This window comes from Neobacillus niacini (genome assembly GCF_023715785.1).
In the GTDB taxonomy this organism is placed as follows: domain Bacteria; phylum Bacillota; class Bacilli; order Bacillales; family Cytobacillaceae; genus Neobacillus; species Neobacillus niacini_E.
The window spans coordinates 39249-52968 of record NZ_JAMBOX010000014.1; the positions used below are offsets into that span (position 1 = coordinate 39249).

Consider the following 13720-nt stretch of genomic DNA (forward strand, 5'->3'; position numbering starts at 1 on the left):
TATTCAGTACCCCGCTTGTTTATACGAGGGTTTCTGTAACTTGATTTGAGCGTTTGGCCAGCCACGGGTCCATAATTTCCGCAAATGCCCCTGTAACGACCAACGAAACATGGCCGCCTTCATATACCTCATAGGTCCTATCCTCACTTGAAACAAGGTCCATTATTGGCAGGCTTTGCTTCTCGGCAACCAATGTATCACGTGAACAAGAGAACACAAACAGTGGGCATTTGATATTTTTTAAATCTACTTTCCTGTTACCAATCACCAGCTCACCTTTTAACAGTTTGTTTTCTTTGTACAGATCGTTAAATAACTGTTTGAACGCAGCACCCGCAAATGACTGTGAATCCTTTGTCCATTTATCCATACGCCGCCATTTTTCAACATATTTCTCGTCATGCGCGCGGGTATACAAGTTGACAAACTTGGTTCCTTCCAACGGTGTAATCAGCTTAAACATTAGGTAAAGGAACTCCGACGGAAGGGTTTCATAGGCATTGGCGAAGCGGTCAAAGTTCAGCTCGCCCCTTTGAATCCCTTCGAGCCATTTTTGCGGTACAGTCGAAATGCTAAAATCGATTGGGACGGCGGCAAGTACCAAATTTTTTATCGGGAGGTCTGTAATGGAGGCCACGATAGCAGCCATTGCTCCTCCATAACAATATCCCATCAAAGAAATTTCTTTTGCACTTGAATGTCTAATTGCTCGTCTAATAGCTGTTTCCAAATAATCGACAATATAATTATCAAGGGTTATATCGGCATCCTCAAGCCCTGGTGTACCAAAATCAAGCAGATAAACGTCATAGCCTCGTTCAACCAGGCCTCCGACAACACTGCTCCCCTCACCAACATCCAAAATATAAGTCTTGTTCAATAATGAATAAACCATAAAGACCGGGATGTCATATTTTTTTTCCTTTGCAGGATGATACCATAATACCGCTTTATTTTTTTTCCACACACATTCCCTCGGGGTAGGGATAATATCCGGCTTGGGCTCTGTCATAACCTTATAAACCTGATTCCATCTTGTCGTTTCTTTTTCTAAATTAAATGGCTGTAAAAAGTTTTTGGCTGATACTCTTGTGCTCAATGTCATATCCCCCTCTCATCATTAATTAGAAGTCCCAGGCAGAACTAACTCTTTTTCCTTTTTTGTTTTCTTCGCTTTCTCTTTCTCCTTATCTTTCTCTTTGCCCAGCATTTCCTTAAAATCGGCTAATTCTTGTTTGATGCCCTCCAATTGGGCAAGCTCTTTCCTCATATCTTGAAGATTCACTTGCATAATTTTCAGTTCAAGCATACCTTGGCGCAATTCATGGAAATCAGCACCTTTTTTTTTGGTTTCTTCCAATTCGGCCCTGGTTTGCTGTAATTCAGACTTTATCTGATTGACAGTATCGGCCACCTGTTGCAGGAAAGATAAATTTTCTTTGCTCCATTCCGCTAAACCGTCCTGTAACCCCCATATCAACTCTTCTAAACTATCAATTTTTTCTTCAGCCTGGATTGACCGCTTTGCTGCATTAGCGACATCCTTCTTTGTGGGAATATTCATAACGGCCGCGATAAGCTCCTGGTTTCTTCTTAATCGCTCGACATATCTTGAATGCAGGTCAAGTCCCATGTTGGCTGTGCGGACAAATTCTTTGTTATCGGTCATCTTAAATAACAGACCCATTATTTGCTTTTCCCACATTTCCCCTATCAGTTTATACCCCATTAGTGGGTCAAATGGTTTCTCATTACTCATATTGAACACCCCCCAGTTATGATTTTGTAAGCTCCTCTGATTTTTCCAAATATTTATTAAGTGGGAACACCAACGTTTTAATTTGTCTGGAAACCAGATTGACTAACCCTTTTTGATTTTCATAGATCAGATTTCCTGCCTGTTTCACCGTTTTTATATATTGTTGTCTGAATTTTTTCCTAATGGCGATGTATTGTCCAATCATCTCGTAATATTTCTCCGCTGCCTGGTGATTCGTTATAGCCGAGCAAGGAGTTTCCAGAATAGACAATGTTCTCTTTTGAATTTGGTCAATTTGCTGATTAATTTCTTCGTATGATTTAATCGGGAAAAAATGGCCCAGACTGGTAGTCGACATTAGAAATTCCTCCCGAGCAGTCCGTTCCCATTCGGCAAATTCCTTACTGAACTTCTCGGCTGCTGCTTTGATATTTTCCCGATTCCGTTCCATGCTTTCCGTAAAAAGCTTCGCCTCGGTTAAAAATACCTCGTCACGGAAATTCGCCCGTTTCGCCCATTCGTCCAATTCCCCAAAAGCAAGCCGCCATAGCAGATCCAGGCTTGAAAGCTGCTCTTGATTGACCGCTTCAACCTGCTTTTCCTGCTCATCCACGTTTTCCTCATTTGCCCGGACTTCGGGTGCTTCTTCCGATTTCCCTGCATCCGCTGTTACTGCCAGTTCTTGTTCCGGTGCCTGCTCAAATAAATCCTGTTCATTTCTATTAGTCTGTTTTCCATGTTCTTTTTTCTCGGCCATGATTATCTCTCCTTTGGAAGAGTTTTCTAAATTATATCAAATTTTAAAAATCTCCGATGAAAGTTTAGCCAAATTTTGACACTACTTTATTGCCTGTTCACAGAATTTTCGATATTTAACTTAGGGCATATCTTATAATCCCTTATATGCTTGACGATAGATTTCCGCAAGTTCACTTACCAGCGGCATTTTTGGATTGGCAATTGTATCCTGATCATCAAAGGCTCGCTCAGCAAGTTCATTTAGTTTAGTTTCAAAATCTTCTTTGTTAATTCCATAGTCTTTAATGGACAGCGGCATCTCCAATTCCTTTACAAGTTTAATTACCGCTCCGATTAAACTTTCTATCCCCTCTTCTACAGTGCTTGCCGGCAATCCAAGAGCTCTGGCAATTTCTGCGTACCGCTCATCGGCAATAAAGTGCTCATATTTAGGGAACGTCATTAATTTATTCGGCTTCATCGCGTTAAAGCGGATGACATATGGGAGCATAATGGCGTTAGCCCGACCATGCGGGATATGAAACTGTGCTCCAAGCACGTGGGCAAGGCTGTGGTTAATACCAAGGAAGGCATTTCCGAAAGCCATTCCGGCGATTGTTGCAGCATTATGCATTTTTTCTCGGGCAAGCTCATCGCCGCCATCCCGGTATGCCCTTGGCAAATATTCAAATACAAGCTGGATTGCCTTTATCGCCAATCCATCGGTATAATCATTTGCCAAAACTGAAACATAGGCTTCAATCGCATGTGTTAAAACATCCATTCCAGTATCAGCCGTTACATGTTTGGGCACAGTCATGACAAACTGGGGATCAATGATTGCCACGTCAGGTGTCAACTGTACATCAACCAACGGATATTTAATATTAGCCTTTTTATCCGATATGACAGACGCAGATGTGACCTCTGAACCCGTACCAGAAGTAGTCGGTATCGCAATGAAATTTGCTTTCGTGCGAAGTGTCGGAAACTTTACGACTCTTTTGCCCGGGTCAAAGAATTTCTGGGTCAGACTCTTGAAATCTGCATCAGGATGTTCGTAGAACAACCACATTGCTTTAGCCGCGTCCATGACCGAACCGCCCCCAAGAGCAATAATGAAGTCTGGCTTGAATTTCCTCATTCTTTCTGCCCCGGCCATGACTGTATCGATACTTGGTTCTTGATCAATTTCCCAAAACACATCACAAAGAACTTGGTTTGAATTCTTTCTTAAGTAATACTGCACCTTTTCGACATAGCCATTTGTAAGGGAGCTGCCGCTGGTAACAATAAAGGCTCTAGAAATGCCCGGAATGGATGCAAGCATTTGAATCGAGTTTTTCTCAAAAAATATTTGCGATGGTACCTTAAACCATTGAGTCATTGTTCTTCTTTTCGGCACCCTCTTGATATTCAATAGGTTTGCTGCCCCAACATTCTGTGACACTGAGTTCCCTCCATATGTTCCGCATCCGATGGTAAGAGACGGTAAAGAAGTATTATAGACATCGCCCATTGCCCCGTGTGTTGTCGGCGAATTGGCAAGAATTCTTCCTGCTTTCATTCTTAGCGAAAATTCTTCAATCACATCCTGATCTGTCGTATGGATGGCTGCCGAATGGCCCAGCCCTCCATATTCAAGCGTCTGTTCACAAATTAGTAGACCTTCCGCGAAACTCTTAACCTTGTAACAGGCAAGAATCGGGCTTAATTTTTCACACGACAGAGGGTACTTCGGCCCCACACCCTCCATTTCAGCTATTAGGATCTTTGTATTGACAGGAACATTGACACCGGCCATTTTTGCAATCATATACGCCGGCAGTCCGACTATCATTGGATTCAGCGCGGCTTGTTTAGGATCAATGACAACTTGTTCCACCATTACCCTTTCTTCTTCATTCAAGAAATAACAATTATTTTCTATGAACTCCTTTCTTATCTCGTCATATATCTCCTGATCGATGACAAGGGCTTGTTCTGAGGCGCAAATCATCCCGTTATCGAAGGTTTTCGACAGGATGATATCATTGACAGCTCGTTTAATGTTTGCTGTTTTTTCAATATAGGATGGCACGTTGCCGGCACCGACACCGAGAGCCGGCTTGCCGGAGCTATATGCGGCTTTAACAAGGTTTGGCCCGCCCGTTGCCAGAATAAGAGCAACCTTCGGATGTTTCATTAATGCTTGGAACGCCTCGTGGGAAGGTGTTTCAATCCACTGGATGCAGTTCTCAGGAGCACCAGCCTTAACAGCCGCCTCCTGCATTATTTGAGCAGCTATACTGCAGCATTTCTGCGCGTAGCGGGGGAAGGCAAAGATAATCGGATTACGGGTTTTTAATGAAATTAAAGATTTAAAAATAACCGTAGATGTCGGATTGGTGATCGGGATGACACCAGCAATTACGCCAACCGGTTCGGCCATCTCCACCATGCCCTCATGATCGTTTTCATTAATGACCCCGACCGATTTCATATCCCTGATGTTGTTATAAATCATCTCTGTAGCAAACATATTTTTAAATACCTTATCCTCATAAACACCCCGCTGGGTCTCTTTTACGGCCAGCTTGGCAAGGTACCGGTGATTTTCAAGAGCTGCAAGCGCCATCTGTTTGACAATCTCGTCTACCATTTCTTGGGTATAGCAGCGGAATTCGTTTAGCGCTTTTGCTCCGTTACTGGCCAAAACATCAACCATTTCCACTACTTGATGCTTCTCTTGCATCACTTTTTCTTTCACAGCCATTTAAATCATCCTTCCAGGTTTTTTAGAATTTGCAAGTAATGCGTAAGTTCTCCCGCTTCTGGGAAAAATATATCACGGGCGATTTCCGAACTTTGTCGAATTATGCGTAAAAATGAATGAATACCCATTCATTTTCCAAATGTTCACAAAAATTTCGAAATTTAGTCTGCACGCAAAAAAAAGCCATAAACACATGTTATAGTGTTTATGACTTTTAGACTTATCAGCCTGTGTTTCTAAGACCTGCAGAGATCCCACTGATGGTTAATAATACTTCCGTTAATAATTCGTCGCTTGGCTCGTCCTGTTTTCGCAGCTGTCTAATCAGCTCAACCTGTAGGAAATTCAGTGGATCCACATATGGATTCCGCCTAAATACAGATTCCTTAATATTTGGCGTATGGTCAAGCAGTTCGTTATCCTCGGTTATTTTCAGAAGGATGGCTTTTGTTCGCTCATACTCCTCGAGAATGTTTGTAAAAATTCTTTTAGCCATTCCTTGGTCATCAACAAGGGATAGATATTCCTTTGCCGTTGCAATATCGGCTTTCATTAATGCCATCTGCAGATTATCAATGGTCGATTGGAAAAACGGCCACTTGTGATACATATCGCGCAACAGATCCAAATTCTTTTCGCCTTTGGCTGCAAATGTTTCGAGACCGGTTCCAGAAGCATACCACCCAGGAAGCAACTGGCGGCTCTGTGTCCAGGCGAATACCCATGGAATGGCTCTTAAATCCTCAAACCGCCCTTTATTTTTGCGGCTCATCGGTCTGGAGCCAATGTTTAGTTCGCCCAGTTCCCTCAATGGGGTGGCCTGATGAAAGTAGCTGAGAAAGTCCGGATCTTCAAAGACAAGGGATTGATAATGGGCAAGGGCCGCATCAGAAATTTCCTCAATCGCAGTTTCCCATTCACTGTCCCGGATTTGTCCCTGTTCCGACACTTTCGACACTTTTGCAGACGCTAACAGTAGTGTGGATGTTGCCTGTTCCAGGCTCCGATAGGCAATATCCTCCAACAGATAGCGTGAGGATAGCACTTCCCCCTGCTCAGTAATTTTCACTCCATCGCCAATCGTTTCTGCTGGCTGGGACAAAATGCTTTTATTTAGCGGTCCGCCTCCCCGGCCCAAAGAACCACCGCGGCCGTGAAAAAATTTTAAGCGAATGGAAAAGCGCTTAGCCATGTCGTGAATTTCGATCTGGGCTTTGTACAGCTTCCAGTTTGCTGTTAATGTCCCGCCGTCTTTACTACCATCCGAATAGCCCAGCATAATTTCCTGCTGATCGCCAAGTGCCCTCAGATGCTGGCGGTAAACCGGCATATTGAAAAGTGTTTCCATAATTTTCGGGCCAGATGTTAAATCATCAATCGTTTCAAGAAGCGGCGCTACATTTATATAGCTCTCTAATTTCCCATCAGCATGGAGACGATATAGTCCGGCCTCTTTCGCTAAAACAAGCACCTCCAGCAAATCGCTCGGGGATTTTGTCATACTGACGAGATACACACTAATCGACCGTTTCCCAAACTCTTCATGGGCTTGTTTAATCATTTGAAAAACCTTGATCATTTCCTGTGTCTCCGCTGAATAATCTTCATGCAGCAATAACAGCGGCCGCGGGTCACGAAGAATATTTTGCAGGATATTTACCCTCTCGGTTTCAGAAAGTTCGGCATAATTCTCCGCGATTCCGACCTTTTTCAGGATTTCGGTCATTGCCGCCTCGTGCTCCCCGCTATGATTGCGAATATCGAGTGTTGCCAAATGAAAGCCGAATAATTGAACCTGACGGATCAGCTTTTGAATAATTTTCAATTCATGTTTAACTGGATGATGTTTCTTAAGACTTCTTGTGATCATTTCAAGGTCGGCCAAAAATTCTTCGGCGGTCCGATATCCCAAATCTGATTTTCCAACCTGTTTTACCCGTTCAATCATGATAGCAAATGCCCGACGGTATACCTCATTTCGGTTCGGCCACCTTTTGTCTTCCGTTAAAATCAGGGCTTCATTTTCATCAAGGAAGGCAAGCAGTTCCTCACTGACCTTCACTCGTGTTGTTGAATGGCTGTAACGTTTCATCAAATCGACTAACACATTAGTATATTTTTTCAAGACAAGTCGTCGCTGACGCTTAAGTGTATCCCATGTTAAATCATGGGTTACATTTGGGTTGCCATCACGGTCTCCGCCAATCCAAGACCCAAATCTCAGGAAATTGGGAACCTCCCATGATCCATTATGATAATTTTTTTCCAGGCAGTCGGACAAATCCTGATGAATATCAGGCAATACATCAAAAAGCGTTTGGTCAAAATAATAAAGTCCGTTGCGCACTTCATCCATTACCGTTGGCTTATGGTACCGTAATTCATCTGTCTGCCAGAGAATCGCCACTTCATTGAACAGACTCTCCTCCAGTTTTCCTCGTTCCCTTTGTGAGAGCAATGGCTGGTCAAGACTCTTCAAAATCCCGGCAATTCGCTGTTGGATTTCAAGAATCGACCGTTTTGTCGCCTCAGTGGGATGGGCTGTTATAACCAGTTCAAGAGACATGGAATTTAAAACATTTTGGATGGTATCTTCATGAATATCGTTTTCTTTTAACGATAAAACCGCACTATCGATTGAACCTGGCTGGACAATCGAGTCATCCTGAAGAAGGTATTCCCTCCTTCTGCGGATTCGGTGATTTTGCTCTGCGGCATTGATTAAATGGAAATACATTGAAAATGCCCTGATTACTTGTTTTCGCAACGGGACGCTCAGGCTGGCTATTTCCTGCTTTAATTCGGAATAGATTTCCTGATCAAAATGGGTCCGAAGCGATTTGGTCATATGACGGATTTTTTCGACTGTATCAAAAAGTTCGTCCCCGCCATGGTTTTTAAGAATTTCACCTAACATATTTCCGAGTAACTTTACATCGCGACGCAATGGAAGACTGTTGTTATTGGTTCTCAAATCGGCTGCCATGCTCTCACCTTCCCTTGATTTTTTTAAGTATTACTATAACATATCTCACGAAGTTGTTTAATCATTAATTTCATTTCTTTGTTAAAAAATGATAGCTGCGCCCCCGCACAGGGACGCAGCTATGTTGACTTTTTGTCATTTGTTTCCGACAAGCTCCTCCAGCTTCAAAGAAATCGCGTTGGCCATTTCTTTTACTGATTCGGGAAGCTGTGTTTCCAGTTTAGAATTCAGAGGCGCTGCCATTTTTCCATGAACATTTACGTCAAGGAAGCCGGTCAATCTTGTTTTGTTTGTATTCAAGGGCTTTGCCTCAAAAAAGCCTTCTCCAGAATATCTTTCACTTTTTCCCGTTAGAGTAAAACTAACTTTAGTGGGCTCTCTCCACTCGACTATATCAATAAGTAAACTAATTTTCTTTTTTAAGATGCCGATGTCGGTCTTAAACTCCCATGAGGATTGGCTCTCGGATAACTTTTCATGTTGGATATAATTCGGCACGAGCGGCGCCCAATTGTCCATATCCTTCACAAACCGCCAGATTACATCAATGGGTAAGTCCAGCTCTACTTGGTGTATTCCACTTGGCATAGCTTCCCTCTCTCCTTTTCAAAGTAAAAGACCCTCAAGGCAGTGAAGGTCTTTTGTAAAAGGTATATGATGAAAAGCAAGTTTGTAGAAGAATCGTTTTTTGATTCCCTCTTGTAAATTTTTGCCTCAGTCTTTTGATGGAGGAATCATACATATATTTAACCATTGTTTTTCCCAGATTCGTATTTTAAGATAGGAGAATGGATTCAATACTCTGAAAGTTCAGCAGTCTCTTGGGGGTAACTAGATTGAAAATATTTCGCTACTGTTTATTTTTTGCCGGATTAACGTTGTTTGGCTTGGGTAATGCCATTGCGGTAAACGTGAAATTCCTTGGGCTCCATCCGTGGGAAGTGCTAAATGTTGCCCTATTTCAGCATTTTGGTCTAACCATCGGAACCTGGGGGGTAGTTTGCGGACTGGTTTTAATTATCATTTCCTTTTTTACTGCCCGGAAATATATCAATATCGGAACTTTTTTAAATGCGATCAGCATCGGGCCAATTATGGACTTTTTCCTGTGGCTCGACATCCTGCCGAAAGCGACCAACACATGGGTGGATTACATGATTCTCCTTTCCGGTATTGTAGTTACGGGGATTGGCGGCGGAATGTATGTGGCTGCAGGAATCGGTGCAGGGCCACGCGATGGCTTTATGCTTTCGATTTCAGACCGAACGAGATTGTCCGTCAGCCAAGCTCGGATGATCGTTGAAAGCTTGGTGCTTGTTGTTGGATTTTTGTTAGGCGGACCAGTGTTTATCGCCACTTTTGTGTACACATTTATCCAAAGCCCTGTTTTCCAGCGTTCTTTAACAATAATTAAGAATTTGGTAGAAACTTTGGAGAAAAAACATACTCAAACAAGGGAAGGGATTTATTTATAATTAAAAACTCGCCAACTTTGGCGAGTTTTTAGTTATATAGCTTTCATTCGTTCTAGTATAATCTTGGTGTAAATTCTTCTCGGCACAGACTGCGGCTTTTCCTGTATCGTTTGCTTCCCACACACATAGGATGATAATTTTCCTTCGAAGAGCAATTCCAGTGAGGGTGATTCCTTAATATCATATGGTGTAATTAGCGATAGCGGCTTTTGTTCTGAAATAGGGACCCCCGATTCCTGTAATAATGCAGCGACAAAATGCGAGCAAAAGAAGGCGTTCTTTCGATTGTACTCTCTGTTCAGCATGACTGCGAACAAACCGATAAAGTTATATTTGTAAGCATGTTTATTTTCTTCCATCTTTTGAATTTTATCTTTGAGCTGAAGGAATTGTTGTTCCGTTAACGTGCAACAAAAAATGGCACAATCTGCATCGCGAAACAAACCACTGCGGATATTCTCCTGGACAAACCCACCAAAAAACGGATTTCGCGGTTTTATTCTGCCAAAGCTATAGACTTTACTGAAATGATCGTCCAGGACAATTGATGCATGATTTAGCGGCTTTTTTGTATATAATTTTATTAATCTTGTTAAAATCGATCGAGTATCGGTAAGAAGTATATATACCTTCCTAGTCATGACGGCTCCCCCTATTTCCATCTTCTCCTTTAAGTAAAGCTTATATTTTTTCCTGCCACTATCAAACAATCCCGGGAACGAAATTACTCTAAGTCTCAAGTCTGATATTTCAATCAGTTGTATATATAATGTAATGTAGTATATAATTTCGCTGTCAAACTGTCATTTTCCTTTTTATATAAAAAGCCACTATTTTAAATAGTGACTCGCGAATTGCCTTTTCAAGAAATTATTAACCCCCATATTTCGGTTAACGACTCCCGGAATAGTTCATCCAAGAGTGGAGTGATGTCCTGTTTTTCTACTGAAAGGGTCTTGGTGTAGTTTTCAATGCGGATGATTTCCTGTTCCAAGAAGTCATTGATCACCGTGATTTTGGGCTCGAGATTTAGTTCGTCTCCTTTCATTTTCCGTTCCAACAAGGTAAGAGTTTCCTGCTTTAGCTGCCCTTCCTCAAAGAGATCCTCCACTAATGCACGAAACTCAATAGGCGGAAACGAGTTATGTTTTTCGATCCAGTTGCAGGCGAGAATCGGGCGCAGGACATAAAAGTATTTTTTAATTTTCACATATTCGGCCTGCAGGTAATCACGATAGTTCCTTTTTGCCATATTTAAATAATGATACAATGCGGATTGGGGCAAAAATACATTATTTTGGATTGCCGACATTTTGTCGGTCAATGAATAGGCTTGGTAATACACAATACCGGAGTGCAGCCATTCCATCAACGGCGGATTAGACTTTTTAAACAACCTGAGCGCCTTCCGCAATTCCCAGCCGTTTATATCCAGCAAATCGTTAATCGGCAGCTCAATGACATCACGTTTTTGATCAATCGATAAATACCACTCCGGCTTATGTACATAAAGGAAGCGGACATCATAGTCGCTGTCCTTCGAGGGAAATCCCCACGCCCTGCTCCCGGACTCGACGGCATAGCAAATTTTCACCTCATACTCCGTCTCTATTCGTTTTAGCTCGTCCAAAATTTTTACTCTCATTTAATCACTCCTAATAAAACGCAACAAGATTTATTCAATAATAATGGAAATGACCTAAGAACACCAAAAGCATTAACAGCCAAAAGTTTCCTAAAGGCCAAGAAGCCCCATCCGATATGGATAGGGCTTCTAATACCAATGACCGTCAGTTGATAATGAATTAGCTGATCTTCTTGAGCTGCTCTGTTAATTTAAGGAACAGTTCCTTGTTCCCATCTAGTAATGTTTGGTCGATTTCCTCGCGGATTTTCTCCCTTTTAAATTCAAGAAGGGCATTGTTCAAGAACATCTCAGCAATAACAGAATCAGTGTTTTCATCCGAATGTTGTGGTGAATTTAGTAATTTTCTCTCCATGGAAATCAACTCCTTAAGCTTTTTATTATTATACGATTAGTTTTCTAAAAATTCAAACACTTTATTCTGGAAATATTAAAAAAATTTTGTAAATAAAAAAGGGTGTCAGGCACCACTCGCGGACATTTGTCCTTCTGTGGTGGACACCCATTCCTTACATCAGTGAATCTGGCTTTCAAATAAGGCGTTTCGTTGATTGAATTTGGTGATGAGTTTTAACAGGAACGCGTTACCGATTAAGAATCCGGCGCCAATCAGCAGCAATACTAATGGGCTTAGGAAGAAAAATCCGCTTGCCTGGCTGACGATGATGCCGACAACTGGCAGTACCATCAAACCGCCGAACTGCTGGGCTTCCTGAAAGGATTTCACTCTTGCCGAAACCAATACATTCAGGACAATGTTGAACAATACAAGAGTCGGGATTACCCAAAACATTAATATCAGCCAGTTGGCATTGATAAATAGTACTTCTTTAAAATACGGGTAGGCAATGATATTCACAATCACCGCATTAAGCACAAAGGCAGCAAAGGTAATCACTACAGATGGGATGAGTGAAGCAATTACCTTGCCGACAAATAATTCCGCTACCGAAATTGGGGCAAACAACAATGTTTCCAATGTGTTTCTTTCTTTTTCTCCAGCAAAGCTGTTAGACGAAGTGACCATCGAATTGATGATTGCCACTATCAAGAAAAACGGGATCATCATAAAGTTCAAAAAATAATAAACAGATTTCAAACCGAGCGTCGGCAATGCCACTAATGTATCCCTCATATCAGAGTTAGGAAAGCTTTCGATAAAAGCATTTATTGGTTTCTCCAAATCCTTCGCCCCATCCGCAATCATGATTCCGGTATGAAGACCGAAGTATGAAAAGACGGCGGGGAATATAATACACAGTAATAATGGCAAAATAATCATGGGCACCCACACCTTTTTGGATGAAAACGTCGCTTTTAAGTCCTTCCTGGCTATGGCGGAGATAATCTGCTTATTCATGGCTCTCACCTCGTATCTTAAAGTAAAGGGCTTCCAGACTTCTGTTGGTGATTTCGCAGGAATGAACCCACGATTCATTCAGAATCCCCTGAAGCAGCCTAGTAATCTCCTCTTTTGCAGCCAATGTGAACTCAAGCTGTGTGGGACTTACCCTTATGTATGGATACCCGAGAAAATTCCTCGAATCAGCAGGCTGCAGGCCTGTTTCAACCATCAGCTTAATTTCAGACAAATATTTGTCCTCCAGCTCACTCCTGGTCCCCTTTTCGATAATGCGTCCTCCATTCAAAAACAGGAACGAATCGCAAATCGTTTCAAGCTGGTGAAGCACATGAGAACAAATGACAATGGTTACCTTTTCTTCTTCATTCACCTGTTTTAAATAATGGATTACATCATTGATTCCCTCAGGGTCCAAGCCGTTCGTCGGTTCATCCAGAAACAGAAGCCGCGGCTTATGCAGCAATGCCTTAGCTAAAGTAATCCGCTTTTTCATCCCGGTAGAAAACGTCCCGACCAATTGGTCCTTTTTATCAAGCATTTCAAATTGTTGGAGCAACTGCCGAATTCGCTTTGGGTCATATGCATTATAAACCCTAGAAAAAAACACGAGGTTGTCCCATGCACTCATATCATGGTAGAGTGCGGCACTTTCCGTCACAATTCCCGCTCTTTTTCTAATTTCATCGCCATGGGTTTTTGGATCATAATCCATGACCTTCATCGTGCCGCTCGTGGCGTCAATCACCCCGTTAAGGAGCCTTATCATGGTTGTCTTGCCGGCCCCATTCGGACCGAGCAGACCATTTATGCTCCCCTCGCGAATGGTAAATGACACATCCCGTAAAATTGGCCGTCCGGCGAACTCCTTTTCTACACCTAACGCCTCTACAATATCCAACCCCACCAATATTCCCCCCAACTTTATCTCTTTAGGCAGACTTTCGCCAATATTCTCCATTTTAGTTTAATATTATCAGATTTCTTGGAAATTCAGCATAA

The 13720-nt window shown here is 42.2% G+C and carries 12 protein-coding genes; 1 reads left to right on the forward strand and 11 read right to left on the reverse strand.

What is annotated here, in order from left to right; genetic code table 11:
* Positions 1-19: 19 nt before the first annotated feature.
* The 6 genes from M3234_RS21320 to M3234_RS21345 all read right to left on the reverse strand — a co-directional run bounded on the left by M3234_RS21320 (position 20) and on the right by M3234_RS21345 (position 8826).
* Positions 20-1099 (reverse strand): alpha/beta fold hydrolase, encoded by a 1080-nt coding sequence (locus M3234_RS21320; RefSeq protein ID WP_262306640.1) that lies wholly within the window; start codon positions 1097-1099, stop codon positions 20-22.
* A gap of 21 nt (positions 1100-1120) precedes the next feature.
* The gene (locus M3234_RS21325) at positions 1121-1759 is read right to left on the reverse strand and encodes a polyhydroxyalkanoate biosynthesis repressor PhaR (protein WP_262306641.1); all 639 of its coding nucleotides are present in this window, start codon (positions 1757-1759) and stop codon (positions 1121-1123) included.
* 16 nt (positions 1760-1775) lie between these two features.
* Positions 1776-2516 carry a hypothetical protein gene (locus M3234_RS21330; protein ID WP_262306642.1) on the reverse strand — a complete coding sequence of 247 codons (741 nt, stop codon included), beginning with the start codon at positions 2514-2516 and terminating at the stop codon, positions 1776-1778.
* A gap of 132 nt (positions 2517-2648) precedes the next feature.
* Positions 2649-5252, reverse strand: a complete 2604-nt coding sequence (gene adhE, locus M3234_RS21335; protein WP_262306643.1) for a bifunctional acetaldehyde-CoA/alcohol dehydrogenase — start codon at positions 5250-5252, stop codon at positions 2649-2651.
* Positions 5253-5475: 223 nt separating this feature from the next.
* A complete protein-coding gene (gene ppc / locus M3234_RS21340; protein ID WP_262306644.1) occupies positions 5476-8238 on the reverse strand; it encodes a phosphoenolpyruvate carboxylase in 2763 nt (920 codons plus the stop codon).
* A gap of 135 nt (positions 8239-8373) precedes the next feature.
* Positions 8374-8826: a CoxG family protein gene (locus M3234_RS21345; RefSeq protein WP_262306645.1), complete on the reverse strand. Its 453-nt coding sequence runs from the start codon at positions 8824-8826 to the stop codon at positions 8374-8376.
* A gap of 248 nt (positions 8827-9074) precedes the next feature.
* Between M3234_RS21345 and M3234_RS21350 the strand changes: the two genes are divergently transcribed.
* On the forward strand, positions 9075-9713 hold the full coding sequence (locus M3234_RS21350) for a YitT family protein (protein ID WP_396953976.1): 639 nt from the start codon (positions 9075-9077) through the stop codon (positions 9711-9713).
* Between the two features lie 32 nt (positions 9714-9745).
* Here the strand turns inward: M3234_RS21350 and M3234_RS21355 are convergent, their stop codons facing one another.
* From M3234_RS21355 to M3234_RS21375, 5 genes are all read right to left on the reverse strand, one after another.
* The gene (locus M3234_RS21355; protein WP_262306647.1) at positions 9746-10354 is read right to left on the reverse strand and encodes a hypothetical protein; all 609 of its coding nucleotides are present in this window, start codon (positions 10352-10354) and stop codon (positions 9746-9748) included.
* Between the two features lie 221 nt (positions 10355-10575).
* Positions 10576-11358, reverse strand: a complete 783-nt coding sequence (locus M3234_RS21360) for a nucleotidyltransferase domain-containing protein (RefSeq protein WP_262306648.1) — start codon at positions 11356-11358, stop codon at positions 10576-10578.
* A 160-nt stretch (positions 11359-11518) separates the two neighbouring features.
* Entirely contained in the window at positions 11519-11713 is a 195-nt protein-coding gene (locus M3234_RS21365) for an IDEAL domain-containing protein (RefSeq protein ID WP_262306649.1), read from the reverse strand.
* 159 nt (positions 11714-11872) lie between these two features.
* Positions 11873-12718, reverse strand: coding sequence for an ABC transporter permease subunit (locus M3234_RS21370; protein ID WP_262306650.1), 846 nt, complete (start codon positions 12716-12718; stop codon positions 11873-11875).
* The gene (locus M3234_RS21375) at positions 12711-13625 is read right to left on the reverse strand and encodes an ABC transporter ATP-binding protein (RefSeq protein WP_262306651.1); all 915 of its coding nucleotides are present in this window, start codon (positions 13623-13625) and stop codon (positions 12711-12713) included. The genes M3234_RS21370 and M3234_RS21375 overlap by 8 nt, the downstream gene beginning before the upstream one ends.
* Positions 13626-13720: the final 95 nt, after the last annotated feature.